The following is a 26,969-nucleotide window of genomic DNA, read 5'->3' as shown; positions in this document are numbered from 1 at the left end:
AATAAATTATGTGGGAGTAAAATATGTATTTATCTTCACAAGACTATTCTCCATTATATCAATAATCTTGCCTTTATACACATTTATTTACTAGAAAATCAACGAAACGCAGAAAACCAGGACATTCGTTTCACGCCCCTGTTTCTTGAAAAACAACCTTATTCCAAACAAGAAATAAGGTTGCTCTCAAGGGGGGATACCTATCTAAATATCAAGATTTTTTACGTATTGTGCATTTTCTTCGATAAAGTTACGTCTCGGCTCTACTTTATCTCCCATTAGCATTTCAAAAGTCTCATCAGCATCGATTGCATCCTCAAGTGTCACTTGAAGAAGTGTTCTCGCATCAGGATCCATTGTTGTTTCCCAAAGCTGAGTAGCATTCATCTCTCCAAGCCCTTTATAACGCTGAAGTCCAGGTTTCGGTGTTTGAGGCAGTGTTTTTAACAGTTCATCTAGCTGTTTATCGTTATACACGTATTCAACACGCTTTCCTTGCTGCACTTTATATAAAGGCGGCTGTGCAATATACACATAACCGTTTTCAATGATTTCACGCATGTAGCGATAGAAGAATGTTAGGAGTAGCGTCCGAATATGCGCTCCATCAACATCAGCATCAGTCATGATCACAATTTTGTGATAACGTGCTTTCTCTAAAGTGAAGTCTTCTCCGATTCCAGTCCCTAGCGCTGTAATCATTGAACGAACCTCGTTGTTAGATAAAATTTTATCTAGTCGTGCTTTTTCAACGTTTAGGATCTTCCCTCTTAACGGTAAGATCGCTTGGAAATGTCGATCACGACCTTGCTTAGCAGATCCGCCCGCAGAATCTCCCTCTACGATATAAAGCTCAGAGATGGATGGATCTTTAGAAGAACAGTCTGCCAGTTTCCCAGGCAAGCTAGAGACTTCCAGTGCACTTTTACGTCTTGTCAGCTCACGTGCCTTTTTGGCAGCCATTCTTGCACGAGCTGCCATCACACCTTTCTCCACAATTTTCTTTGCAGCATCAGGGTTCTCTAAGAGGAATTTCTCAAGTGCTTCGGAGAAGAGGGAGTCGGTAATGGTTCTTGCTTCTGAGTTACCGAGCTTTGTCTTCGTTTGCCCTTCGAATTGAGGGTCTGGATGTTTGATAGAGATAATGGCTGTCAAGCCTTCTCGTACATCTTCTCCGCTCAAATTCGAGTCTCCATCTTTGAATACGCCATTTTTACGAGCATAATCATTGATGACACGCGTCAGACCGGTTTTAAAGCCAGCTTCGTGTGATCCGCCTTCATATGTGTTGATGTTGTTGGCGAAAGAATAAATATTGCTTGTATAGGAATCGTTGTATTGCAGTGCAACTTCAACGGTGATTCCGTCTTTTTCACCCTCGATGTAAACAGGTTCTTCATGAACGACTTCCTTCGAGCGATTCAAATGTTCTACATAGCTCTTAATACCGCCTTCATAGCAGTATTCGTTTCTTCGCTCTTTGCCTTCACGTAAGTCTTCAATGATGATGTTGACGCCTTTTGTTAAGAAAGCTAACTCACGTACACGGTTAGCAAGTGTGTCGTAATCAAATTCAATGGTTTCAGTGAAAATTTCTGGATCTGGCACAAAATGAGTGGTTGTCCCTGTTACATCTGTTTCACCAATGATCTCTAAATCTCCAACTGGAACACCGCGTTTGAATTGTTGATAATGAATTTTCCCATCACGGTATACGGTCACGTCTAAGGTCGTAGATAACGCATTAACAACAGATGCCCCTACACCATGCAAACCGCCAGATACTTTATAACCGCTGCCGTCAAATTTACCACCAGCGTGAAGAACCGTCATAATCACTTCTACAGCAGGACGTCCCATTTTTTCGTGAATCCCAACAGGAATTCCGCGGCCGTTATCTTTCACTGTGATGCTATTATCTTTTTCAATTTGCACTGTAATGTCTGTACAATAACCAGCTAAAGCCTCATCAATACTGTTGTCGACAATTTCCCATACAAGATGGTGAAGTCCTTTTGCACTGGTTGACCCAATGTACATTCCTGGACGTTTTCTAACCGCTTCTAGTCCTTCGAGCACCTGTATCTGATTTTCATCATAACTATTATGTTGCTGTTCCATTGCCACGTACATTCACCTACACTTTTCTTAAACGATATATTTATATGAATTGAGCTTTTAGACTTCAATTTCAATCACAAATGAAGCACGTTTTTTGAGCGTGCTTGAGGAAAGAGGAGAGTAATAAACAGATTTAGTTGTGACGACGATGGATTTGGGTGTCCCCTGTGACAACGAAATGATTTGTTCTTCTTGTTTTTGAAGAAATTCCTCTACAACAGAAGATGACCTCATTTTGTAATCAACAATTGCGACAATCTCTCGTGTAGAAACAACACAATCATCACCTAAATGAATATACAAGACCCACACCTCATTTATCAGTCAATTACTTTTCCACTGGCTACTCTGAAAATTTCCGCTTCTTTCAAGGTGGCGTGATCGATGCCTTCAACACTTGTTGTGGTGACGAAGGTCTGTACACGTCCTTGAATGGTATGGAGCAAATGAGACTGTCTGTAATCATCAAGTTCAGATAAAACATCATCGAGTAGAAGAATTGGGTATTCACCGATTTCTTCATGAATCAGATCAATTTCTGCCAGCTTTAGTGAAAGAGCTGTTGTTCTTTGCTGCCCTTGAGAGCCATATGTCTGAACATCCCGACCATTCACAAAGAAAAGAAGATCATCTCTGTGAGGCCCCCATAGCGTCACCCCTCGGTCTATTTCTCTGTCTCTTAGTTTCTGAAACGATTCTTCATAGCTATTTTTTATTTTCGACAAGTCTGACGCTTCTGATACCTCTATGGCCGTCTGGTATTGGAGCGTGAGCGTTTCCAGCTCTCTTGAAATCCCAAAATGCAGCGGCTGCGCCCATTTTTCGAGCTGTTTCGTAAAAGTCAGTCGTCTTTTGACAACCTTCGCTGCCGCATCAATCAACTGCTCTGTTAAAACCTCCAGCATCGCTTGATCCGTTTGCTTTCTTGTTTGCAGTTGTTTCAAGTAATGATTCCGCTGAGAGAGGATTTTTTGATAGAGCGATAAATCATGCAAGTAGACAGCAGACACTTGTCCAATCTCCATGTCGAGGAATCTTCTGCGGATTTGCGGGCTACCTTTCACAAGGCTGAGATCCTCTGGTGCAAACATGATGGTGTTCAAGGCACCAACATAATGACTGAGTTTCTGTTGTTCAATGTGATTGACCTTGCCCTTTTTTCCTTTTTTTGAGATCACGAGCTGCATGGGGAGTGGACCATTTTTTTTGATGACTCTACCTTCTATTTTAGCATAGTCTTCGTCCCATCGGATAAGTTCTTTATCATTTGACGTACGATGAGACTTTGCCATCGACAATACATAGATCGCTTCCATCAGGTTCGTTTTACCTTGGGCGTTCTCACCAATCATCACATTCACCTTATTGTCGAATTGAAGCTCGGTGTGTTCATAGTTTCGGTATGAAGTTAACGCCAGACTTTGAATGTACATGTATTGTCACCCGTTTCTAATTCACAACTTGAAATGTGCCGTGACCTTCTATCTCGACAACATCACCTGGGTATAATTTGCGTCCCCGTCTATTATCTGGCTCTTGATTGATGAACACCTCATGTTCACTTAAAAACCACTTCGCCATTCCACCAGATTGAATGACTTCCGCTAATTTCAAAAACTGCCCTAATGTAATCATTTCTGTTTCAATCGTTATCAGATTAGGCATTGTATCGACCTCTTTCAATATCACTAATATCTAATTGTACTAAAAAACAAGACAAGAAGGAAAGGGGGAAAGCGAACTGGGATGAAAGAAAGCTGAGGAAACGAGGAAAAAAGCTGCTGTGCGCTCACACAGCAGCCATTTTAGACCAAATTAATACGTTCTAACTGGAAGAATCAATTGCAAAATGGAATCATCATTTGGCGTGCGTAATAGGAATGGTCTCATTGCGCCAGTGAAACTGACATGAATCTCTGTTCCCTCTAATACTTTTAAAGCATCAAGCATATATTTCGGACTGAAAGAGATTTTGAGATCCTCCCCTTTAATGTCATCTGCTTGCACCGTTTCAACTACTTTACCGATTTCAGGCGAGTTAGAAGAGATTTCAAGGCTTTGCGCAGGATCAGCAGAAAGCTTCACAACGTTGTTACGCCCTTCTCTTGCTAAAAGTGACGCGCGATCAATCGCTTGAAGGAATTCTTTCGTATTCACCACTACATCTGTTTTACTTTCTTGCGGAATGAGGCGAGCTGTATCTGGGTAATTACCATCCAGCAACCTTGAGAAGAATAGCACGTTCTGTGCTTTAAAGAGAACCTGTGTCTCCGTAATGACGATGCTCACAAGATCTTGTCCATCATCAAGAATTTTACTTAGCTCTGTTAAACTCTTTCCTGGAATGACCACATTGTACGAGCTTTCCTCGTTAATATCCAACTTCGCTTTTCTTAAAGCAAGACGATGGCTATCCGTTGCTGTGCATATTAATTCACCTTTTTCAACCTTCCAGTTTACACCTGTCAAGATAGGTCGTGTTTCTGAGGTGGACACTGCGAAAACCGTTTGACGGATAAGGTTTTTAAGCAAATCTGTTGGAATTTGAAAAGCATGATGCTCTTCAATTTGTGGCAGATGCGGATATTCTTCAGCATCTAAGCCGTTTAAATTAAATTCTGCTGAACCAGAGCGGATGATGGTCAGATGATTTTGTTCTACCTCAATTTCGACAGTAGACATAGGCAGTTTCTTAACGATTTCGCTAAAGAAGCGGGCTTGCAGCACAATACTTCCTGGTCGATCAATTGTAATGACTTCTAAATCTCCATCTCTTTGAGGAATAAAAGATTCGATTGAGATATCAGAATCGCTCCCTGTGAGAGAAACTCCTTCATCAGATGCAACAATTTTAATCCCTGTCAAAATAGGAATCGTTGTTCTAGAGGATACGGCCTTTAATACATCTTGGACACTTTCAACAAGACGATCTTTTTGAATCGTGAATTTCATAGTGGTCCTCCTAATTTTTCTTAATGACATATATATATATTTATTTAATAAAAATCGTAGAAGTACTAGTAGGGCTTGTGAATATGTGGATAAGTCAGTAGAAAGAAAGGAAAGACAGCCTATCCACATGTGGACAGACTGTGTATGACTATGCTCTAGTTATTCACATTTTCCCGTACTTATCTTATCAGCTTGATTATTTTAGTTGTTCTTTGATCTCTTTGACATGCTGCTGAAGCTGTTCATCTTCAACGATTAATTTTGAAATTTTCTCATGAGCATGAATGACGGTCGTATGATCTCGTCCACCAAATTCTTCTCCGATTTTAGGTAGAGAGGAATCGGTCATTTCTCTAGAGAGATACATCGCAATTTGTCTTGGATAAGCAACTGATTTCGTACGTTTCTTCGCTTTGAAATCTTCTAATCGAATATTAAATTGCTGCCCTACAATTCTTTGAATATCTTTAATTGTAATCACCTTAGGTTTCGATGAAGGAATGATGTCCTTTAGGGCTTCAGCTGCTAGATCAGCATTGATGTCTTTATTGATTAAAGAAGAGTAAGCAACAACACGAATCAAAGCACCTTCCAGTTCCCGAATGTTGCTGTCGATTTGATTGGCAATATAAAGCATGACTTCATTCGGAATGTCTAAACCTTCTGCTTTTGCTTTTTTACGTAAGATCGCAATACGCGTTTCTAGATCTGGCGGGGTAATGTCTGTAATTAAGCCCCATTCGAATCGAGAGCGTAATCTGTCTTCAAGTGTCGGAATTTCCTTTGGCGGCCGGTCACTAGAAATGACGATTTGCTTACTTTCTTCGTGAAGTGTGTTGAATGTATGAAAAAACTCTTCTTGTGTTTGTTCTTTTCCTGCTAAAAATTGAATATCATCTATCAAAAGCACATCTACATTCCGATAGCGATTTCGGAAATCGACTGCTTTGTTGTCCCGGATTGAGTTGATAAATTCATTTGTAAACTTTTCAGATGATAGATAGACCACTTTGGCTGATGGATTATGGTCGATGACGTAATGACCGATCGCATGCATTAAGTGAGTCTTTCCTAAACCAACGCCCCCATAAATAAAAAGCGGGTTATATGCTTTTGCTGGTGCTTCTGCGACTGCAAGTGAAGCTGCATGAGCAAAACGGTTGCCTGAACCAATAACAAAAGTATCAAATGTATATTTTGGATTCAGCATATTTTGTGGAATTTCAACGGGTTCTTCTTTCGACATTTTTTTGATTGGAGATTTTGGCATGGCTTCCTCTTCGTCCTGATTTTGAGGAATGATAAATTTGATGCTGAGCTCTTCGCCTGTCAGTTCATAGATGGTATCTGCAATTAAGTGAAGGTATCTTGACTCGAGCCAGTCCCTCGCAAATTCATTAGGTGCAGTAATAGTCAGCGTATCTCCTTGAAGAGAATGGGCTTTAGTGGACTTCATCCATGTTTCAAAACTAGGTTTGCTCAATTTTGTCTCTATTTTTTGAAGTGCTTTATTCCACAGATCCAAAATATTTTCCATAAGGCTTCTCCCCCCTCCTTTTCTTTTTAAAATGACCAGTATCAAACTGTTATAGAACACGAAAAAGAGCAAATGGTCATCACCATTCGTGCACATACTTTGTTGAAAACAATTAATATAGTAGAAAAACGTCTTTTCGACAAATTACACAGGTTGTGGATAAACAATTCAACAAGCTGTGTAATAACTTTCCACAGGTTATCCACAAATTGTGGATAAGATAAATAGGCCAGATAAGTAATTAAGAGTTAAAACACAAATATAATATCAAAATAAACAAGATGGTGCAATGGGTGTCACAAACTTATCCACACACTTTACATCCTGTTGAAAAATAATTATCCACATAGGTTATTTGTGTGAAAAAAATGTCGATAATGGATGTGGATAGTCAAAATATGCCGGAAAAATATCCACAACCTTGTTTTGAAGGTTTTTTTGAAGGAAAAAAAGAATAAAATGCTGGAAACTAAAAAAGAAGGTTTCTTCACTTGATAACTTGTGTTATGCTTATAAGGTTGATAATAAGAGTTTTATCATTGATATTGACAATCGATGGGTTACACAAATATAATGAGTTAGACTGTCTTAAACAGCTATTCCTCAGGGAGGTGTCATAAATGAAAAGAACGTTTCAACCAAATAACCGTAAGCGTAGTAAAGTTCATGGCTTCCGCAGCCGTATGAGTTCTAAAAACGGACGTCTAGTTTTAAAGCGACGCCGCAGCAAAGGTAGAAAAAAATTATCAGCTTAGGCCACTGAATAATGTCAGTGGTCTTTTTTACATAAAATCGTAAATGAACTGTCAGTTTTTATCGGAGTGGAAGAAAACATGAAGAAGCGAAACAGGCTAAAAAAAAATGAAGAGTTTCAAACAGTGTTCAAAAAAGGTCAATCAATGGCTAATCGCCAATTCGTCATTTATCAGCTGGATCAACCAAATCAAGAAGAACTGCGTTTAGGATTGTCTGTCAGTAAGAAGATAGGTAATGCAGTGATAAGAAACCGGATTAAACGATTGATCCGTCAGGTGTTCTTAGAGGAAGGTCATAAGCTAAAGCAAGAAAAAGACTACATTGTTATCGCACGAAAACCAGCAAGCGAATTGACCTTTGAAGAAACAAAGAAGTCTCTCCAGCATTTATTTAGAAAATCCGCTGTTTATCAACAACAACCGAAAAAGTCTTCGTAATAGAAACTTTCGTTGAATCAATTTTTAAAAGCGCTTCCTTCATCTAGTGAATTAAAATGAAACCACCACTTTGTAATGAAAAAATGTTACCATACTGATTAGGTGAGTCACTTTCGTAATCAATTCCAACTTAAATAAAGTTTGAAGTAATGGGAGGAATCTTGTTGAAAAGGCGATTATTACTAATATTTAGCTTGATTGGCGTGTTGGTTCTATTGGCAGGATGTACACAAATCAATGAACCAATCACATCAGATAGTAAGGGATTCTGGAATTCTTACATTGTATACCCGCTATCTCAATTAATCACTTACATGGCAAACTTAACTGGTGAAAACTATGGTGTAGCGATTATTATTGTAACTCTTTTAATTCGTTTGCTCATTTTACCATTAATGATTAAACAATTAAGAAGTACAAAAGCAATGCAAGCACTTCAGCCAGAATTAAAGAAGCTTCGTGAAAAATATAGTTCAAAAGATCAAAAAACACAGCAGCAGCTTCAACAGGAAACAATGGCTCTTTTCCAAAAGAATGGTGTAAATCCATTAGCAGGGTGTTTCCCAATCTTAATTCAAATGCCAATCTTAATTGGTTTTTATCATGCGATCATGAGAACAGCTGAAATCAAGAAACATACTTTCTTATGGTTTGACTTAGGCAGTCCAGATCCATTATTCCTGTTACCGATTATTGCAGGTGTAGCTACTTTTATACAGCAGAAGCTAATGATGGCTGGAAATCCTTCGGACAACCCTCAAATGGCGATTATGCTTTGGGTGATGCCGATTATGATCATTGTATTTGCAATCAGTTTCCCAGCGGCACTTTCACTGTACTGGGTTGTAGGTAACATTTTCATGATCATTCAAACGTTGGTCATTAAAACACCTCAAGTAAAAGTTGATACAAAAGAAAAAGCTGGCGGGAACAAAAAATGAAGGAAATAACTGCTGTCGGTCGCACAGTCGAAGAAGCAGTAGATTCCGGACTGAAACAAATTCAACTGCTACAAGAAGAAGTAGATATCACAATAGTAGATGAAGGAAACAAAGGATTTTTAGGATTATTTGGTAAAAGACAAGCTGTTGTCAAGTTAGTAGAAAAGCGAGATGCGCTCAAATTAGCAACACAGTATTTAGATAAAATTGTTAAATCAATTGATCCTAAAGCAAACATTGTTTCGAAAAAAGAAACGAAAAAGATCTCTTTTCACATTGATGGAGACAAAACTTCATTAATGATTGGAAAAAGAGGACAAACACTGTACTCTTTAGAAACCTTGGTGCAGTTAGTGTTTAATCGTTATTCTGATCAGTATCATCATATTACAATTGATATTGGAGATTATAGGAAGAAACGACAAGAAGCACTTGAACAATACGCAATCAAAACGGCAAATCGTGTTTTAAAAACGAAGAGAAAGGTTCATTTAGAACCGATGCCTTCGAATGAACGAAAAGTCGTTCATGATACGATTGCAGCATTTTCTAAAGAACTTGCCACGGCATCCGAAGATACAGGCACCAAGCGTCATGTTGTGGTGCTTTATAAAAAATAGCAGAAAGGCTAAGATTCAGCAAAGCTGGATTTTAGTCTTTTTTTATTGAAAAATTACCTTTTAATAGTAGATATCTCCTTTATTTCTAAAAAGTTAGTGTGTTATTTAGATCGAAAACGTCATTTTCCCTTAGTTGCAAAGGGAGAAGGGCGTTTTAATTTATTGGATTTAGGTGTAAGATGTGAAGACAAGTTTAGAACGTCGTTATTCACATGTGGATAAGTTAAGTGTTAAAATAGACAGGGTGCAAAACTGTGGATAATTAAATGTGGGCTACTTTCGCTTCGCATGCATTTATGGTATCTTTAAATTTTGGATTAAGCGTTTTTGATATAGAGATGGGCAACGTCCATTTAATAGATATAAGACTGTCTATTGAATAGAGAAAGAGGTGAATGAGCGGTGGATACAATTGCAGCAATTTCTACACCAATGGGTGAAGGGGCAATTGCCATTATACGTTTAAGTGGGCCTGATGCAGTTCAGATTGCTGATCGCATGTATAAGGGGCCTAAGGAGAAAAAACTTGTATCAGTGGATTCTCATACAATTCATTATGGTCATATTGTAGATTCAAGTACCGAGCAAGTGATAGAAGAGGTCATGGTGTCTGTATTAAGAGCGCCAAAAACATTTACGAGAGAAGACGTTATTGAGATCAACTGCCATGGCGGAATTGTCACGGTCAATAAAGTCTTGCAGCTTGCTTTAAAAGAAGGAGCGAGATTAGCGGAGCCAGGTGAGTTTACAAAACGTGCTTTCCTAAATGGAAGAATCGACTTGTCACAAGCAGAAGCCGTAATGGACTTGATTCGTGCAAAAACTGATCGTGCGATGAATGTCGCAATTACTCAAATGGAGGGACGTCTCTCCGGTTTGATTAAACGTCTTCGTGGTGAGATATTGGAGACACTTGCCCATGTAGAAGTGAATATTGATTATCCAGAGTATGACGATGTGGAAGAAATGACACATCGAGTCTTAGTTGAAAAGGCGACATCTGTGAAAAAGGAAATTGAATCGCTTCTAACGACTTCACAGCAGGGGAAAATCCTACGTGAGGGCTTATCTACTGTTATTATTGGAAGGCCAAATGTTGGGAAGTCTTCCTTATTAAATAGTCTTGTTCAGGAAACAAAGGCGATTGTGACCGATATTCCTGGAACAACCAGAGATGTCATCGAGGAATATGTGAATGTAAGAGGAGTACCGCTCCGTTTAGTAGATACTGCGGGTATACGGGAGACTGAAGACATTGTTGAGCGTATTGGGGTCGAGCGATCAAGACAGGTCTTAAAAGAAGCTGACCTGATTTTACTTGTGCTCAATTATAGTGAGGAGTTATCTGAGGAAGATATTAAGCTATTTGAGGCTGTCTCAGGTATGGATATTATTGTGATTGTCAATAAGACAGATCTTGAGCCTAAACTTGATGTAGAAAAGGTAAAAGAGTTAGCGAAGGATCGTCCGGTTGTTACAACATCTTTATTACAAGAAAAAGGGATTGATGAGCTTGAAATGGCCATTCAATCTTTATTCTTCACAGGCTCAATTGAAAGTGGAGATTTAACGTATGTGAGCAATACTAGGCATATTGCGCTCCTTCAAGAAGCAAAACAATCGATTGAAGATGCTCTAGAAGGAATTGAAATGGATGTACCGATCGACATTGTTCAAATAGATTTAACACGCTGCTGGGAGCAGCTAGGTGAAATTATTGGGGATGCTGTTCATGAAAGCTTAATCGATCAGTTATTCTCTCAATTCTGTTTAGGAAAGTAAAGGGAGGAACAAAAGAAATGGGTTATGAAGCTGGCCAATATGATGTAATCGTCGTCGGTGCCGGTCATGCTGGTGTTGAGGCTGCTCTTGCTTCTGCAAGACAGGGCGCCAAAACACTTGTATTGACCATCAATCTCGATATGGTTGCTTTTATGCCATGTAATCCGTCCGTAGGAGGTCCCGCTAAAGGGATTGTCGTCAGAGAAATTGATGCGCTAGGCGGGGAAATGGCACGAAATATAGATAAGACGCACATTCAAATGCGTATGCTGAATACTGGAAAAGGACCTGCTGTCCGTGCGTTAAGAGCGCAAGCAGATAAGTTTCAATATCAGCACGAAATGAAAAAAACAATGGAAAATGAACCAAACCTAACAATGCTACAAGGGATGGTAGACCATTTAATTGTAGAAGATGATGAATGTAAAGGTGTTGTGACTCAAACAGGTGCAAATTATCGCGCGAAATCTGTTGTTCTAACGACTGGTACTTTCTTAAAAGGCCGCATTATTTTAGGGGATCTTTCTTATTCAAGCGGTCCTAATAATCAGCAGCCTTCCATTAAATTATCGGATCATCTAGCAGAACTAGGATTCGATTTGGTTCGCTTTAAAACTGGGACACCACCACGAGTAAACAGCCACTCGATTGATTATAGTAAGACGGAAATTCAACCAGGTGACGATGTACCACGTGCGTTTTCTTATGAAACTGTGGAATATATTACAGATCAATTACCATGCTGGTTAACATACACGAGTTTAGAGACTCATCAAATTATTGATGAGAATCTTCACCGTTCTCCTATGTATTCAGGTATGATTAAAGGAACAGGTCCTAGATACTGTCCGTCTATTGAGGATAAGGTGGTTCGTTTTAACGATAAACCGAGACATCAAATTTTCTTAGAGCCAGAAGGCCGTAATACGCAAGAAGTGTATGTTCAAGGTTTATCTACAAGTCTGCCAGAGGATGTACAGCAGCGAATGCTGTCAACCATTCCAGGGCTTGAAAATGTACAAATGATGCGAGCGGGTTATGCCATTGAGTATGATGCGATTGTGCCTACACAATTGTGGCCGACACTTGAGACGAAGAAAATTTCTGGATTATATACAGCTGGCCAAATTAATGGTACCTCTGGTTATGAGGAAGCTGCAGGTCAAGGAATTATGGCAGGTATCAATGCAGGAAGAAAAGCATTGGGTAAAGAAGAAGTCATTTTAAGCCGATCTGATGCATATATCGGTGTTCTCATTGATGATCTTGTCACGAAGGGTACAAATGAACCTTACCGTCTTTTAACTTCTCGTGCAGAGTACCGCTTACTTCTGCGTCATGACAATGCTGATTTAAGATTGACGGAACTTGGATATAACATTGGTTTAATTTCTGAAGAGAGATTCCAAGCATTCACACAGAAAAAAGAGGCCATTGAAGCAGAGAAAAAACGTTTATATTCTGTCATTATTAAACCTACAGCAGAGACACAGGAATATATCCGTTCTCTTGGTGGAAGTGAATTGAAGGACGGTATTCGAGCAAGTGATCTGATGAAGCGTCCAGAGATGAACTATGAATCTGTTGTGAAACTAGCTCCTGCTGACACACCGCTTCCTGCTGATGTGTGTGAACAGGTAGAGATTCAAATTAAATATGAAGGTTATATTGAAAAGTCGCTCCAACAAGTTGAAAAGCTGAAAAAGATGGAAAACAAAAAGATTCCGGATCGAATCGATTATGATGCCATCAAAGGGATTGCAACTGAAGCGAAGCAAAAGCTAAAAGAAGTCCGACCGCTTTCTGTTGCACAGGCTTCTCGTATTTCAGGCGTTAACCCTGCTGATATTTCTATCCTTTTAGTGTATTTGGAGCAGGGACGTATTGCGAAGATAGCAGAGTAGAAAGGATGTCGGCATGAACATTGAACAATTTACAGCAGCACTAGAGGAGAAAGGGATCACTCTTTCTCCAGTGCAGCTTGAACAATTTGAAACTTACTTCCATATGCTTGTAGAATGGAACGAGAAGATGAATTTAACGTCCATTACAGAAAAGGAAGAAGTATATTTAAAACATTTTTATGACTCGATATCAGCAGCATTTTTTATTGATTTTCACAATGTGACAACAATTTGTGATATTGGAGCTGGTGCTGGTTTTCCAAGCATTCCTCTTAAAATTTGTTTCCCTCATCTACATGTGACCATTGTTGATTCTCTCCAGAAACGCATTACGTTTCTCAATGAGTTAGCAAAAGGGTTAAACTTACAAGATACTACTTTTTATCATGATCGTGCGGAGACCTTTGGACAACGTAAAGATCAACGTGAAAGCTATGACCTTGTCACCGCTAGAGCAGTTGCGCGCTTATCTGTCTTGAGCGAACTATGCCTGCCTCTTGTGAAAAAGGAAGGTTTGTTTGTTGCATTAAAAGCATCTGCTGCAGATGAAGAGATGCAAGCAGGAAAAAAAGCCGTCACTGTCCTCGGAGGAGAGGTTGTTGAAAAGCATTCCTTTGTTCTTCCTTTAGAAGAAAGCGAACGGAACATCATTGTCATTGAAAAGAAAAAACAAACACCAAAAAAATATCCTAGAAAACCAGGAACACCTAATAAATCACCAATAGAGGGTTGATCATGTAAAAGGTCGGTTTTTCTTCAATATTTATGATTTTACAGAAGGAAAAAACATGAGAAAATAGAATTATAAAAAGGTAGTTTTTAAAGGTGGTGTAGGTTCATGAAGCATTCACTCTCACGCTTCTTCGGGCTTGGTGACAAAGAACATCCTGAGCGTGATACCGAAATAGAGGCAGAGATTGCTGAGCATGAAACATTAAAGGAAGAGATACAGGAGCTCCCGGTCGACACAATTATGCCTAACCGTTTTCAGCCACGCACCATTTTTTCAGAAGAAAAGATACAAGAGCTGGCCACAACCATTCATACCCATGGCATTATTCAACCGATTGTTGTTAGACCAACAGAAGAAGAAGGAAAATATGAACTGATCGCCGGCGAAAGACGTTGGAGAGCGGTACAAACTCTTCAATGGGAGAAGATCCCCGCTATTATAAAAGATTTTACTGATACGGAAACGGCATCTGTGGCATTGATTGAAAATTTGCAAAGAGAAGAGCTGTCTGCAATTGAAGAGGCTCATGCTTATGCACGTCTTTTAGAGCTTCATGATTTAACGCAAGAAGCGCTTGCTCAGCGTTTAGGTAAGGGACAATCGACTGTTGCAAACAAACTAAGACTTTTAAAGTTGCCTGAAGAGGTACAGCAAGCCATTTTGGAGAAAAAAATCTCAGAGAGACATGCCCGTTCACTTGTACCTCTAAAGCTGCCAGAATTACAGATCACGCTGTTGCAGGAAATCATCGAAAAGCAGCTGAATGTGAAACAGACTGAAGAGCGTGTAGTGAAGATGCTTGAACAAAAAACAGATCGCAAACCGAAGCCGAAACGTAAGGCGTTTAGCCGAGATACGCGAATTGCGATGAATACCATTCGTCAGTCTCTCCACATGGTAGAAGACAGCGGACTTAAAATAAATACCGAGGAAGAAGAATTTGAGGAATATATCCAATTAACGATTCGAATTCCTAAATAGAAAGAAGCTGATGAGCATTACTCGTCAGCTTTTTTGTCTTTCTCTCCCTTCAATTCATGATATTTACTTATTATTAATTAATTGGTAAAATATGATTTTCATAGTAGAAGGGAGGTGACATATAACCGATGAAAATGAAAAAGACTATTTTTGCTATTATCTGTTATTTACTAATCTCTTTTTCTCTTTTTTCAAATGAAACGACTGTGTTTGCTGTGAGCACGTCAACGAATCATGATACCCATTCAGCGGAAGAAACGATTACGAAAGAAGAACTGAGTACTCTGAAGAAACAAGGTGTGGTTTCGACAGATGTAACGGTTCAACAATTAAATCAAGAGCAAGCGTCTCAGGACGATGCGATCGATGTGATCACAGCTGATGATGATTTGGAGAACTATGGTTTAAGGCAAAACAAACAGGATGAAATGGTAACAGATGAAAGACCGAATACCATTCGCCATCTTTTTGGTAAACCGTATCCTGGAACCGATATTATGCCTCAAAAAGGGGATATATTGGTGACGAGCACTGGTGCTTTGAATGGTTTAATTGGTCATGCAGGCATCGTCATTAATGAGAAAAGCTATGCATCCATTCCTGGGTTCCGGCAGCATCCCAATATTGATTCCATTCAAAGCTGGTTTCGCTATAGTGCCAATACAAAGGTGATTCGGATTAATCATCAGGAAAAGGCAGATTTAGCTGGGGATTGGGCGCACGATTACGTGAAAGACCATCCGAAGGCTCGATATTCGATCACTATGTCTATTCAATCTTTGGACCCTACATATTGTTCAAAGATTGTATGGCAGGCTTACGCGAAAACCGGGGACGCTGTTGGACATGCCACATTTACCATTAAAGCACCCTATGGGTTTTTGAAAAAAAAGAACTATAAAACAGTGACACCTAAAGTCATTGTGAGCGAAGGTCGTAAAATTGGCGGATTAAACTTTTGATTGTATCTCCCTCACTTTTCATGAAAAGTGGGGTTTTTTTGTCTCGTTATTTTCTTTGAAAAGATATATCAATATATCTTTAGAACGCATTTTTATGCAACTATTCATGTACGGAAACACAGATTCATTCACGAATTTATAATGGGGGAACAAAAAAAGCAAACGTTTCATACTTTTTTTGATAGAATAGGAAGTATGAATGAATGAGAAACTTGTTAAGTTGAAAGTGGGTGACATCGTGGGGAAAATCATAGCGATTACCAACCAGAAGGGCGGCGTTGGGAAGACGACAACTTCTGTTAATTTGGGTGCGTGTTTAGCATACATAGGAAAACGAGTGTTGTTAGTTGATATTGATCCGCAGGGAAATGCCACAAGTGGTATTGGGATTGAGAAGGCAGACGTAGAGAAGTGCGTGTACGATATTTTAGTAGACGATGCAGATGTACTTGATGTGATTAAGACGACAGAGGTCGAAAATCTTGATGTCATTCCTGCGACGATACAGCTTGCAGGGGCAGAAATTGAGCTTGTGCCTACGATCTCACGTGAAGTGAGGTTGAAAAGAGCACTTGAATCTGTGAAGCAAAATTATGATTATATGATTATTGACTGCCCGCCATCACTTGGATTACTGACGATTAATGCGTTAACTGCATCCGATTCTGTTTTAATACCGGTTCAGTGTGAATATTATGCGCTTGAAGGATTGAGTCAATTGTTGAATACGGTTCGTCTTGTGCAGAAACATCTAAATACCGACCTTGCCATTGAAGGTGTCTTACTGACAATGCTGGATGCAAGAACAAACCTTGGAATCCAAGTCATCGAAGAAGTAAAAAAATACTTTAGAGATAAAGTCTATCAGACCGTGATTCCGAGAAATGTGAGACTAAGTGAAGCGCCTAGTCATGGGAAACCTATTATCTTGTATGATCCACGTTCAAGAGGTGCAGATGTCTATTTAGACTTAGCAAAGGAAGTGGATGCGAATGGCTAAAGGTCTTGGAAAGGGTATTAATGCGCTATTTAACAATGTGGATTCCAATGAAGAAACTGTCGAAGAAATTAAGTTGAAGGATTTGCGTCCGAACCCTTATCAGCCAAGGAAAACGTTTGATGATGATGCATTGTCTGATCTCAAAGAATCGATTCAGCAGCATGGTGTTTTACAGCCGATTATTGTTCGTAAATCGATTAAAGGATATGACATCGTCGCAGGAGAACGCCGTTTCCGTGCAGCACAACAAGCTGGTTTGACAACAATTCCTGCGATCGTCAGGGAATTTTCAGAAACACTGATGAGGGAGATCGCTCTTTTAGAAAACTTACAGCGCGAGGATTTATCTCCATTAGAGGAAGCAGAAGCCTATGCCTCCTTGCTAGATCATTTAAGTGTGACTCAAGAGGAATTAGCCAAGCGGTTAGGAAAAAGCAGACCGCATATTGCGAACCACCTTCGTTTATTAACATTACCAGATGAAGTACAAAAGCTGATTGCGGATGGAACATTATCCATGGGACATGGACGCACGCTGCTTAGTTTGAAAAACAAAAAGAAGCTGGCGCCATTAGTAAAGAAGGTCGTGGACGAAGGATTGAATGTCCGTCAGGTTGAGAAACTTGTTCAGCAATTAAATGAAAATGTTCCACGTGAAACAAAGAAAAAAGAAGCACCAAAGGATCGCATGTTGAAAGAAAGAGAATCTTTCTTACAAAATTACTTTGGTACTTCAGTGACGATCAAGAAACAGAAGAAAAAAGGGAAAATTGAGATTGAATTTCTCTCAAATGAAGATTTAGAAAGAATCCTTGAATTGCTTTCTACGAGAGAATCATCGGAATGACCATCTTGATATGAGATGGTCTTTTTTATATTCTTCCCGTGATATTTTGAATAGGGGTAAAGAGAGAACGGCTTTTTTCTCTCGTCCAATCCATTTGATCAATGTGGGATAGACTTTCAGAAAGTGTATTGGCCATAGACATCACAAGATGAAGACGTGTGTTTTGGAGAACGAAGTATTCCATAAAACCGCTCACGTTGACGATTCCATTAATATGAATATTGCCTACTTCTGGCAGCTCTTTTTGCACACCTGCACCGGGCTTTAACGGTCCCTCTCCAATTTGAAACGATCCTACACTTTTCACTCTACCTAAACAGGCATCAACGGCTACGATAAATGGGTGTTTATGAGCTTGTTCAATTTCAGCGAGCTTTTCCTTTAAATTGACCGCATGCACTGGGTCAGAGAGAGTGCCGTATACATGCAGCTTTTTTAAATCAAGACTTGAAAGCTTTGTTCCTACAAGTGGACCTAGAGAGTCACCGGTTGATCGGTCTGTTCCTATGCAGACGATGGCAACGGGTCTTTTTCCTGCTTTCTGGAGATGCGAGAATAAAATACTTTTAAGCTGCTGAATGGCATTTGTATCCGTATGGGACACGTATTCTTTCACCCTATTTCTTAAAAAAAGACCGTTCTTGCTATTCATAGGTCTCACTTCCTTGTCATAGTAGTTAGTATCAGTATACGGAAACAAGCTTAATTCTATACCTATGAGGTGATGATTGTGTGGAAGGCTGGTTCAAGGTGGACGCTTTTAATTTTAGGAAGCTTGATAGGAGCGGGATATGCCTCCGGTCAAGAAATTTGGCAGTTTTTTGGCCTTGATAGCGGACTAGCCATTCTACTGTTTACGCTCATGTTTATGCTGTCTACTTATGTGGTGTTAAAAATCAGTTATGAGGTTCGTGCCGATCATTTTGTGCCGGTGTTAGAGCGTCTTGTAGGTCCTTGGCTGGCCAAGGTGTATGATATTTTAATTGTTCTTTATCTATTCACGACAACAACAGTCATGATTGCCGGTGGCGGGGTGACACTTAAGATGTATCATGTGCCATTTTGGGTTGGAATCGGTGCATTTTGTTTATTCTCATTTATGATTTTTTTCTGGGATGTGAAAGGGCTCTTATCTGTGAATGCTTTCATTATACCAATTTTGGTGGCGGGGCTCATCTATGCGTTTGTTTTTTATTATATGAATCATGATCATATGTGGAGAATTGATTTTGGCCAGCAATACAATTGGCCTGCCAGTATCGTCTTTGCTTCTTTGAATATATTATCTGTTGTGGCGGTGCTGTCTTCAGTGGGGAAAGAAATGAAGGGGCTTGGAGAGGCCAAGGTTGCGAGTATATTAAGCGGTTTGATTTTTGGTGTCATTTCTTATGTGTATAACGAAATACTAGTTGATATTTCTGGGAGTCTTTCAGCAGAGGGGATTCCTTTGTTTACAGTATTAGAGGGGGCACCAACATCATTGTTTGTGTTTATGACCATTGTTCTTTGTTTAGCGATTTATACAACAACCGCTGCGGGATTATTTGGTTTATCCAGCCGCATGCTCTCTTTTGTACGAATGCCCCGCTGGTTCATTGTATTCATCATGCTTCTTTTGATGGCACCTTTAACCTCTCTTGGATTTGCTGATTTGATTGCTTTCTTGTATCCGATTTACAGCTTGCTCAATCTTTATTTGCTTGTCTGTTTAATGCTGTACCCGATTTTAAGTAAAAAGATATTTTTCCGTTCTAAAAATTATACTGATAAAATAAAATAAACACCTCTCTTTCAAAGAGAAGTGCTTATTTTATCCGAATGGAATCAATCGCTTCCTTGATATCGTCATATACAGGCATGTGCTGGAGACGCTGCATGCGTTCCTCTATTTCTGAGATGGCTTGTCCCTTTAAATGCTGGGATACATGCTGTTTGACAATGGTTGTCTGGTTCATCATGTCTTCTGTTTTGGACAATTGGTACTCCAAGTGCATGCGTGTGTTTGCCAATTCATCGTGAAGCCGCATTTTCAGCAATCGCTTTAAATCTTTTCGTTGTCCTTCTCTGCGCATGGCCTGAATAGCGGCAATTTCTTCAGGTGATTGCGATTGTGTTTGTGGTGCAGATTGACTTTCGAATACAGACATGGAGCGGCGGGCACTCACATTTTGCAAGAAACGCTGGGCGTCACTAGGAGGTTTATTTTGATTGATCATATGGCGACTCCTTTCTTAACGAATACCCATTTGCATCGCAAGGCGTCTATCTGCCTTGGCATAGTCATCACCCATTGTGTACATATGTCTTGAAAGGGTGGAAAGTTCTTGTTCGTAGTCTCTCAAGGTGTACAAGGCATTCAGTTGTTTTTCATGAGAATAAAAGGATGATTGCGGCTGCTCCATCCGTACTTCCTCTAACAGTGCTTCTACATCGCTATGGGTTAATAAATCATAGTGACCGAAGCCGACAAGTCCTTTCAGTTCTTGTTTTACATGATGGACGGCATCTTTTACACTATCATCAATTCCATCTATTTTCTCAAATACAGTGTGTACTTCATGTTCAATAATACTTTGTAGATCATAAGATGAATTTTTTAGTAAATGGGATTTTATGATAATTTCAAGCCCGCTTTGTGCATATGCACGGCCAGAATGGATTTCTTGTAAAAGCATCGCTGTAAAACTTGTATTGTGATCAAGCTGTTCATCTAAAATACGGGCGGCTCCATTCGAATGGAATGAATACCCATTTACTTTAAACTCTCCTGAAACGAGAGCTAAAAATGCATTTGTATCAAATGATTCGTTCCAATCTATATTCATCGATGCAAAAGCTGATCTTAAAAAGGTGTCAATTTCTCTTGGTTTATATATTATGGATTCTTGGACCGATCCCTGCTCCCGGGGCGGTACGGTGTACTTGACTTGTCCAACTCCATGATCATGGCGATTGAGTAAACCTACATAATGATTGGGTTGAATATATTCTGTGAGAACATGGGTATATTTTCCTTCTAATGCTTTTTGCTGAATGGAAGGTGCCAGGCTGCTCCATATATTTGGGCTATCGAATGTGATGGCTTTTTTGACAGCTGGCTGTTCTGTTGCAATATAAGCACAAACAGCACCGGCAAGCGCTTGTCCAGTGAGATAGATGGTTGCATTCGGGTGCTTCTGACAGACGTCCTCGATGTATTCCTTCCCTTTAAAAAAGACATGATCTTGCTTTCCGGCTAAGGATTTTCTTTCAATGGGGTAGGCATAATCCGTTTTTAACAATGATTGGGTAGCCGTTTGAACATCTTGTGTCGATGTCACCGTCATTTGTTTTGGCTGAGGACAGTGAAATGCGACAATGAACTCATCTGACTGTTCCTGCTGCATCGTTAAACCATATAATTGATGATCTATTTTTAGAAAATCGTTGACAGTGAGCGTATGCTGACCTACTTCTATCGTATGGTTCTGCTGGTAATTCTCTGCGTTTCCAGCGTGATCGGATATGATTTTATAATCTTTGTCGGTTAATCTATCCTTTCGATTGACCATCGTACCTGCTCCCTCACATAACATTTATGCAGATATCATAAATCAAAAAATATGGAAAAACCACAGCGTTCTACCAATAAAAACCTTTTGACCTACAGTGTTTGTGACAATATTGAAAAAAAGCGGAGTTTAAGTAACTATTGGTCACAAATAAAATGATCTGAAAGAAGGGTTTTTTCTATAAAAAAGAACGGGATTGATATTGATACATGACAACGCCTCTTTATTTTGTGCATTGCTCTCCATCGGCGTTTTTTTGTACAATAGATTTAATGAAGTGAGCAAGAGAGGTGAATGCTGATGGCAGACAAAGCATTTGGGTTACATGACGTTGTTGAAATGAAAAAACCCCATCCATGTGGTGCCAATCGGTGGAAAGTCATTCGTTTGGGCATGGATATTCGTATTAAGTGCGAAGGGTGTGGGCACAGCGTGATGATCCCAAGAAGAGATTTTGAACGAAAAATGAAGAAAATTCTCGTCAAGCATGAGGAGCCAACTGCTTAAGTAGGCCTCATGCTTTTTTGATGAAATTTGTCTTTTGTTCAGAGAAACAGATGCAATTTCTTATTTTAAAGCTCCGATTTAGTCTTTTTGGTAATGTTTCTTCTATTGAAAATGCATGATGGTTAGCTTGTCTTTTCATGTAAACCTACTTATAATTGCTCTAGGTTCATATTACGCAGTATAACGAGCACGTTTCATATAGAGGAGATGAAAGAATGGCTTTAACAGCTGGTATTGTTGGCTTACCTAACGTCGGGAAGTCAACGCTATTTAATGCAATTACACAGGCTGGAGCGGAGTCTGCTAACTATCCGTTCTGTACCATTGATCCAAACGTCGGAATTGTAGAAGTTCCAGACGAGCGTTTGCAAAAACTAACAGAATTAGTGCAGCCAAAAAAGACAGTTCCGACTGCTTTCGAATTCACTGATATTGCTGGTATTGTGAAAGGTGCATCTAAAGGAGAAGGTTTAGGAAATAAATTCCTTTCTCATATTCGTCAAGTAGATGCGATCTGTCACGTGGTGAGAGCTTTTGCTGATGATAACATTACACATGTGTCAGGTAAGGTTGACCCAGTGTCAGATATTGAAACGATTAATTTAGAATTGATTTTGGCTGATCTAGAAACGGTTGAAAAGCGTTTAACTCGTGTGAGTAAGCTTGCGAAACAAAAAGATAAGGAAGCGGTAGCTGAATTTGATATTTTGGAAAAGCTGAAGGACGCATTTGAAGCTGGAAAATCTGCAAGATCGGTTGAATTTACAGATGAGCAGCAGAAGCTTGTGAAGCAACTTCATTTACTCACGTCAAAACCTATTCTGTATGTAGCAAATGTGAGTGAGGACGAAGTAGCAGATCAGGACGGAAACGAATATGTACAGCAAATTCGTGAGTTTGCATCTGGAGAAAACGCTGAAGTCATCGTCGTTTGTGCGAAGATTGAGTCTGAAATTGCAGAGCTTGAAGGAGAAGAGAAGCAAATGTTCCTTGAAGAGCTTGGCATCAAAGAATCAGGTTTAGATCAGTTGATTAAAGCGTCTTATTCACTTCTAGGTTTAGCTACGTATTTCACAGCAGGTGAGCAAGAAGTGCGCGCTTGGACATTTAAAAAAGGAATGAAGGCGCCGGAATGTGCTGGAATCATTCATACGGACTTCGAGCGTGGATTTATTCGTGCTGAAACGGTTGCTTATGAAGATTTACTAGCTGGCGGAAGTATGTCTGCTGCAAAAGAAGCAGGTAAAGTTCGTTTAGAAGGTAAAGAATATATAGTGAAAGATGGAGACGTCATTCATTTCCGTTTTAACGTATAGGTTCTTGTCATAGGCCAAGTAATTTGTTATAATATACAATTGTGAGTAATATAATTTATTGCTCCTTGCCCGTATAGGGCCGCTTAGACCAAAAGGAGGTGCAATCAGATGAGAAAGTACGAAGTTATGTACATCATCCGCCCAACAGTTGACGATGAGGCTAAAAAAGCAGTTATCGACCGTTTTAATAACGTGTTAACTTCTAACGGTGCGGAGATCACTGGAACAAAGGATTGGGGTAAACGTCGTCTTGCATACGAAATCAACGATTTCCGTGAAGGCTTCTACCAAATCGTAAACGTTCAATCTGACGCTGCAGCAGTTCAAGAATTTGACCGCTTAGCTAAGATCAGTGACGATATCATTCGCCACATTGTTGTTAAAGAAGAAGAATAAATCATTGAAATATATATTTAAAGGTGGTCTTTCAATATGCTAAACCGTGTTGTATTGGTCGGAAGACTAACAAAAGACCCTGAGCTTCGCTACACGCCTAATGGTGCGGCTGTAGCCACGTTTACTCTAGCTGTGAATCGTACGTTTACGAATCAATCTGGAGAGCGTGAAGCCGATTTCATTAACTGTGTTACTTGGAGAAGACAAGCCGAGAACGTGGCTAATTTCTTGAAAAAAGGAAGTCTTGCCGGTGTAGACGGTCGCTTGCAGACAAGAAACTATGAAAACCAGCAAGGACAGCGTGTCTTCGTGACAGAAGTTCAAGCTGAAAGTGTTCAATTTCTTGAGCCTAAAAGCGGCGGTGCTGGTTCAGGTGGATACAGCGGCGGTGGCAATAGCGGAGGCCAGTATTATGGCGGCAGCCAAAATGATCAGAATCCATTTGGAAATGAACCAAGTCAAAATCCATATGGCAATCAAAACAACCAAAATCGTAATCAGGGAAATAGCTTCAATGATGACCCATTTGCGAATGATGGTAAACCGATTGACATCTCCGATGATGATTTGCCATTCTAATTGATCTGAAAAAAATGACCAAAGGAAAGGTGTGAAAACAAATGGCAGGTGGACGCAGAGGCGGTCGTGCGAAACGTCGTAAAGTATGTTTCTTTACTTCTAACGGAATCACGCACATCGATTACAAAGATGTTGATCTTCTTAGAAAGTTTGTTTCTGAGCGTGGTAAAATTTTACCTCGTCGTGTAACAGGAACTAGCGCTAAGTATCAACGTAAACTGACATTAGCGATTAAAAAATCACGTCAAATGGCATTACTTCCATACGTTACTGGTGAGTAAGTCGTTGACTTAAAAGCGAAGGGCCTTGAGCTCTTCGCTTTTTTTATTTGTCTCACTTTTATGAGAAAGTCGTTTCTGGCAGTCTAACTAGGGGAAGTATGTAAAAAGAGAGTCAACGTGACAGTTTGTTCTATACAAATACTAGGTTAATCTGTCATATTGGTATTTTAAAATATACTTGCAGTCAGGGCGTGGGAAGATGATTGAATTTAAGAATGTATCGATGCAATTTTCTGATGACCGCTATGCCGTTCAATCTGTTGATTTGGAGATTCAGAAAGGTGAATTTTTTGTATTGATTGGACCTAGTGGAAGCGGGAAAACGACGACTTTGAAAATGATCAATCGTCTCATCTCTTCTACAGAAGGTGAGATTTACATAAAGGGTCGAACCATCAGCGATTATGATATTTATGAGCTGCGCTGGGATATTGGTTATGTGCTTCAGCAAATAGCGTTGTTCCCTCATATGACCATAGAAGAGAATATTGCTATAGTGCCAGAGCTGAAACAATGGAAGCGGACTGAGACGAATCAGCGTGTTGATGAGTTGATGTTCATGGTGGGGCTTGAGCCTGCTACCTATCGACATCGAAAGCCAGCAGAGCTTTCAGGTGGACAGCAGCAGCGAGTCGGCGTAGCACGGGCACTTGCTGCTGATCCTGAGATTGTCCTAATGGATGAACCTTTTAGTGCGTTAGATCCACTGACGAGAGAGAAATTACAAGATGATCTGCTTGAGTTACAGCGCCGTATTCAAAAGACCATCGTTTTTGTGACACATGATATGCAGGAAGCCATGAAGCTTGGGGATCGGATATGTGTGATGAATGAAGGAAAAGTAGTGCAGGTTGGACGCCCAGAGGAATTGATTCAGCATCCAGTGAATCCATTTGTGCGGGAGTTTGTTTCAGGAGCTGCCCGTCATGTAGACCATCAAGCATTTGAGCTGACAACTATTTCTCAGCCCATACCTCAAGATGATCTGTTAGGCGATGAGGTGGTCTCCATCCATGCGACGCTGGAAGAGGTTCTATCTCGACTGGCAGAGCATGAAGAGCTTGTTGTTGAGAAGGATGGGGAACGGATCGGGCTCATCACTCGTCAAGCGGTGATTCAGTATTTAGCCGGTACTTCTGCTGAGAGGGGCGAGACACATGAATGAATGGACCAGTGTGCTATGGGCTCGAAAAGATCAGCTCGGACACGCCTTACTTGAGCATATTCAAATTTCCTTCATTGCGTTATTTCTAGCGATTTTGATTGCCATTCCTTTAGGGATTTATTTAACGAGAGTCCCTAAGATAGCAGAGTGGATCATTGGGGTGACGGCTGTCTTGCAGACAATTCCGTCTTTGGCGCTGCTTGGACTGCTGATTCCTCTCGTTGGGATTGGTCAAGTGCCCGCAATTATCGCTCTTGTCGTCTATGCTCTTCTTCCTATTTTAAGGAACACATATACAGGCATTCGTGAGGTCGATCCGTCGCTGCGTGAAGCGGCGCTCGCTATGGGAATGAATCACCGCAAACGCTTATTAAAAGTAGAACTCCCTCTTGCTATGCCTGTGATCATGGCAGGTATCCGAACGGGGATGGTCCTCATTGTAGGGACAGCCACTCTTGCAGCTCTTATTGGGGCAGGTGGATTAGGGAGTCTGATTCTGCTTGGAATTGATCGAAATGATATGTCGTTGATCATCATTGGTGCTATTCCAGCTGCATTACTTGCGCTCTTATTTGATGTGGTCTTGCGGACACTTGAGAAAATCTCCTTTAAAAAAACCGTGATCTCTGTGACGGTCTTTGCTGTAATAGCAGGAGCAGTTGTCGCTGCCCCATTGCTGTTTCAACAAGAAAAGAAAGAGATCACCATTGGAGGGAAGCTGGGGTCAGAGCCTGAAATTTTGATCTCCATGTATAAGCTTTTAATTGAGCAGGATACAGATATCCAAGTCAATCTTAAGCCTGGTCTTGGTAAGACGTCCTTTGTTTTTCAAGCACTGCGGTCTGGTGATATTGACATCTATCCTGAATTTACAGGGACAGCGATTTCTGAATTTCTGAAAGAAACAGCGAAAAGCACGGATAAGGAAAAAGTGTATGAGCAAGCGCGCCAAGGTTTGGCGTCATCCTTTCAGCTTCAGCTTCTTCAGCCGATGGCTTATAACAATACATATGCTTTAGCCGTGCCTCAATCACTAGCGGATCAATATGATTTATCAAAGATTTCAGATCTGGGTCAAATCAAGAATCGTATACGTGCTGGCTTTACTTTAGAGTTTTCTGATCGTCAGGATGGATATTTAGGCATTCAAAAAGCTTATCAGTTTTCTTTTGACGATGTGGTCACGATGGAACCGAAACTTCGATATCGAGCCCTTCAAAAAGGGAATATCCAGTTGGTCGATGCGTATTCAACAGACAGTGAATCGAGACAATACAAGTTGAAGGTGCTTGATGATGACAAGCATGTTTTCCCGCCCTATCAAGGAGCGCCCTTGCTAAGACAGGAGACATTAAAAGAGTATCCTGAGATTGAGGCCTCTCTCAACAAGCTCGCTGGTCAAATCACAGATGATGAGATGAGAGAAATGAATTACGAAGTCAATGTGAAGGGGAAAGATGCATTTCAAGTAGCCGAAGCCTATTTAAAAAAGAAAAAATTGCTTCAATAATTAAGGAGAAGCAGGTCTGCTATATATAAAGCGACCTGCTTTTGAAAAGAAAAAAACAAAAATCATTGACATCTATTTCAAAAAAGAATAT

Annotated in this window: 28 protein-coding genes; 19 read left to right on the top strand and 9 right to left on the bottom strand. The window is 40.1% G+C overall.

What is annotated here, in order from left to right:
* Positions 1-204: 204 nt before the first annotated feature.
* The 6 genes from gyrB to dnaA form a co-directional block, all read right to left on the bottom strand.
* Positions 205-2,121, bottom strand: a complete 1,917-nt coding sequence (gyrB, locus tag MHI20_RS13135; protein WP_025206585.1) for a DNA topoisomerase (ATP-hydrolyzing) subunit B — start codon at positions 2,119-2,121, stop codon at positions 205-207.
* A 57-nt stretch (positions 2,122-2,178) separates the two neighbouring features.
* Positions 2,179-2,424: an extracellular matrix regulator RemB gene (gene remB, locus MHI20_RS13130; protein ID WP_024718423.1), complete on the bottom strand. Its 246-nt coding sequence runs from the start codon at positions 2,422-2,424 to the stop codon at positions 2,179-2,181.
* A 17-nt stretch (positions 2,425-2,441) separates the two neighbouring features.
* Positions 2,442-3,554 carry a DNA replication/repair protein RecF gene (recF, locus tag MHI20_RS13125; protein WP_024718424.1) on the bottom strand — a complete coding sequence of 371 codons (1,113 nt, stop codon included), beginning with the start codon at positions 3,552-3,554 and terminating at the stop codon, positions 2,442-2,444.
* A 16-nt stretch (positions 3,555-3,570) separates the two neighbouring features.
* Complete coding sequence (gene yaaA / locus MHI20_RS13120; RefSeq protein WP_008347598.1) at positions 3,571-3,786, bottom strand: S4 domain-containing protein YaaA; 216 nt, start codon at positions 3,784-3,786, stop codon at positions 3,571-3,573.
* A gap of 150 nt (positions 3,787-3,936) precedes the next feature.
* A complete protein-coding gene (dnaN, locus tag MHI20_RS13115) occupies positions 3,937-5,073 on the bottom strand; it encodes a DNA polymerase III subunit beta (protein WP_008347596.1) in 1,137 nt (378 codons plus the stop codon).
* Positions 5,074-5,269: 196 nt separating this feature from the next.
* Positions 5,270-6,610 carry a chromosomal replication initiator protein DnaA gene (gene dnaA / locus MHI20_RS13110; RefSeq protein ID WP_008347594.1) on the bottom strand — a complete coding sequence of 447 codons (1,341 nt, stop codon included), beginning with the start codon at positions 6,608-6,610 and terminating at the stop codon, positions 5,270-5,272.
* Positions 6,611-7,230: 620 nt separating this feature from the next.
* Between dnaA and rpmH the strand changes: the two genes are divergently transcribed.
* The 11 genes from rpmH (at position 7,231) to MHI20_RS13055 (ending at position 17,573) form a co-directional block, all read left to right on the top strand.
* Positions 7,231-7,365, top strand: coding sequence for a 50S ribosomal protein L34 (gene rpmH / locus MHI20_RS13105; RefSeq protein ID WP_008360908.1), 135 nt, complete (start codon positions 7,231-7,233; stop codon positions 7,363-7,365).
* A 78-nt stretch (positions 7,366-7,443) separates the two neighbouring features.
* On the top strand, positions 7,444-7,803 hold the full coding sequence (gene rnpA / locus MHI20_RS13100) for a ribonuclease P protein component (RefSeq protein WP_008347592.1): 360 nt from the start codon (positions 7,444-7,446) through the stop codon (positions 7,801-7,803).
* Between the two features lie 158 nt (positions 7,804-7,961).
* Positions 7,962-8,744: a YidC family membrane integrase SpoIIIJ gene (spoIIIJ, locus tag MHI20_RS13095; RefSeq protein WP_089374159.1), complete on the top strand. Its 783-nt coding sequence runs from the start codon at positions 7,962-7,964 to the stop codon at positions 8,742-8,744.
* Positions 8,741-9,364, top strand: coding sequence for an RNA-binding cell elongation regulator Jag/EloR (jag, locus tag MHI20_RS13090; protein ID WP_041508099.1), 624 nt, complete (start codon positions 8,741-8,743; stop codon positions 9,362-9,364). Before spoIIIJ ends, jag begins: the two co-directional genes overlap by 4 nt.
* 402 nt (positions 9,365-9,766) lie before the next feature.
* Positions 9,767-11,146, top strand: a complete 1,380-nt coding sequence (mnmE, locus tag MHI20_RS13085) for a tRNA uridine-5-carboxymethylaminomethyl(34) synthesis GTPase MnmE (protein WP_039169035.1) — start codon at positions 9,767-9,769, stop codon at positions 11,144-11,146.
* 17 nt (positions 11,147-11,163) lie between these two features.
* Positions 11,164-13,050 carry a tRNA uridine-5-carboxymethylaminomethyl(34) synthesis enzyme MnmG gene (mnmG, locus tag MHI20_RS13080; RefSeq protein ID WP_039169033.1) on the top strand — a complete coding sequence of 629 codons (1,887 nt, stop codon included), beginning with the start codon at positions 11,164-11,166 and terminating at the stop codon, positions 13,048-13,050.
* Positions 13,051-13,063: 13 nt separating this feature from the next.
* On the top strand, positions 13,064-13,783 hold the full coding sequence (gene rsmG / locus MHI20_RS13075) for a 16S rRNA (guanine(527)-N(7))-methyltransferase RsmG (RefSeq protein ID WP_007497477.1): 720 nt from the start codon (positions 13,064-13,066) through the stop codon (positions 13,781-13,783).
* A 105-nt stretch (positions 13,784-13,888) separates the two neighbouring features.
* Positions 13,889-14,764 carry a nucleoid occlusion protein gene (noc, locus tag MHI20_RS13070; RefSeq protein WP_024718432.1) on the top strand — a complete coding sequence of 292 codons (876 nt, stop codon included), beginning with the start codon at positions 13,889-13,891 and terminating at the stop codon, positions 14,762-14,764.
* A gap of 128 nt (positions 14,765-14,892) precedes the next feature.
* On the top strand, positions 14,893-15,726 hold the full coding sequence (locus MHI20_RS13065; RefSeq protein ID WP_041508097.1) for a YiiX/YebB-like N1pC/P60 family cysteine hydrolase: 834 nt from the start codon (positions 14,893-14,895) through the stop codon (positions 15,724-15,726).
* 238 nt (positions 15,727-15,964) lie between these two features.
* Positions 15,965-16,726 (top strand): sporulation initiation inhibitor protein Soj, encoded by a 762-nt coding sequence (gene soj, locus MHI20_RS13060; RefSeq protein WP_008360890.1) that lies wholly within the window; start codon positions 15,965-15,967, stop codon positions 16,724-16,726.
* On the top strand, positions 16,719-17,573 hold the full coding sequence (locus MHI20_RS13055) for a ParB/RepB/Spo0J family partition protein (RefSeq protein WP_017359871.1): 855 nt from the start codon (positions 16,719-16,721) through the stop codon (positions 17,571-17,573). Before soj ends, MHI20_RS13055 begins: the two co-directional genes overlap by 8 nt.
* A gap of 25 nt (positions 17,574-17,598) precedes the next feature.
* Here MHI20_RS13055 and yyaC read toward each other — a convergent pair whose 3' ends face one another.
* Positions 17,599-18,225 carry a spore protease YyaC gene (yyaC, locus tag MHI20_RS13050; RefSeq protein ID WP_025208343.1) on the bottom strand — a complete coding sequence of 209 codons (627 nt, stop codon included), beginning with the start codon at positions 18,223-18,225 and terminating at the stop codon, positions 17,599-17,601.
* Between the two features lie 72 nt (positions 18,226-18,297).
* On the opposite strand from yyaC, the gene MHI20_RS13045 reads away from it, so the two are divergent.
* Positions 18,298-19,353: a YkvI family membrane protein gene (locus MHI20_RS13045; protein WP_340938868.1), complete on the top strand. Its 1,056-nt coding sequence runs from the start codon at positions 18,298-18,300 to the stop codon at positions 19,351-19,353.
* A 25-nt stretch (positions 19,354-19,378) separates the two neighbouring features.
* Here MHI20_RS13045 and MHI20_RS13040 read toward each other — a convergent pair whose 3' ends face one another.
* Both MHI20_RS13040 and MHI20_RS13035 read right to left on the bottom strand, forming a co-directional pair.
* The gene (locus MHI20_RS13040; RefSeq protein ID WP_007497462.1) at positions 19,379-19,789 is read right to left on the bottom strand and encodes a hypothetical protein; all 411 of its coding nucleotides are present in this window, start codon (positions 19,787-19,789) and stop codon (positions 19,379-19,381) included.
* Between the two features lie 15 nt (positions 19,790-19,804).
* Positions 19,805-21,124 carry a hydrolase gene (locus MHI20_RS13035; protein WP_340938866.1) on the bottom strand — a complete coding sequence of 440 codons (1,320 nt, stop codon included), beginning with the start codon at positions 21,122-21,124 and terminating at the stop codon, positions 19,805-19,807.
* A 300-nt stretch (positions 21,125-21,424) separates the two neighbouring features.
* On the opposite strand from MHI20_RS13035, the gene MHI20_RS13030 reads away from it, so the two are divergent.
* The 7 genes from MHI20_RS13030 (at position 21,425) to MHI20_RS13000 (ending at position 26,878) form a co-directional block, all read left to right on the top strand.
* Positions 21,425-21,631, top strand: coding sequence for a DUF951 domain-containing protein (locus tag MHI20_RS13030; protein ID WP_008347561.1), 207 nt, complete (start codon positions 21,425-21,427; stop codon positions 21,629-21,631).
* 215 nt (positions 21,632-21,846) lie between these two features.
* Complete coding sequence (ychF, locus tag MHI20_RS13025; RefSeq protein ID WP_007497458.1) at positions 21,847-22,947, top strand: redox-regulated ATPase YchF; 1,101 nt, start codon at positions 21,847-21,849, stop codon at positions 22,945-22,947.
* Between the two features lie 108 nt (positions 22,948-23,055).
* Positions 23,056-23,343 carry a 30S ribosomal protein S6 gene (gene rpsF, locus MHI20_RS13020; RefSeq protein WP_008347557.1) on the top strand — a complete coding sequence of 96 codons (288 nt, stop codon included), beginning with the start codon at positions 23,056-23,058 and terminating at the stop codon, positions 23,341-23,343.
* Between the two features lie 36 nt (positions 23,344-23,379).
* Positions 23,380-23,922, top strand: coding sequence for a single-stranded DNA-binding protein SsbA (gene ssbA / locus MHI20_RS13015; protein WP_007497456.1), 543 nt, complete (start codon positions 23,380-23,382; stop codon positions 23,920-23,922).
* Positions 23,923-23,963: 41 nt separating this feature from the next.
* Entirely contained in the window at positions 23,964-24,203 is a 240-nt protein-coding gene (rpsR, locus tag MHI20_RS13010; RefSeq protein ID WP_008347556.1) for a 30S ribosomal protein S18, read from the top strand.
* Between the two features lie 199 nt (positions 24,204-24,402).
* Positions 24,403-25,368, top strand: a complete 966-nt coding sequence (locus MHI20_RS13005) for an ABC transporter ATP-binding protein (RefSeq protein ID WP_268356853.1) — start codon at positions 24,403-24,405, stop codon at positions 25,366-25,368.
* Entirely contained in the window at positions 25,361-26,878 is a 1,518-nt protein-coding gene (locus tag MHI20_RS13000) for an ABC transporter permease/substrate-binding protein (protein WP_340938862.1), read from the top strand. Before MHI20_RS13005 ends, MHI20_RS13000 begins: the two co-directional genes overlap by 8 nt.
* Positions 26,879-26,969 lie beyond the last annotated feature (91 nt).

The sequence above is a fragment of the Bacillus sp. FSL K6-1106 genome (assembly GCF_038005245.1).
In the GTDB taxonomy this organism is placed as follows: Bacteria; Bacillota; Bacilli; order Bacillales; family Bacillaceae; genus Bacillus; species Bacillus altitudinis.
This window is presented reverse-complemented; position numbering and strand designations above follow the sequence as displayed.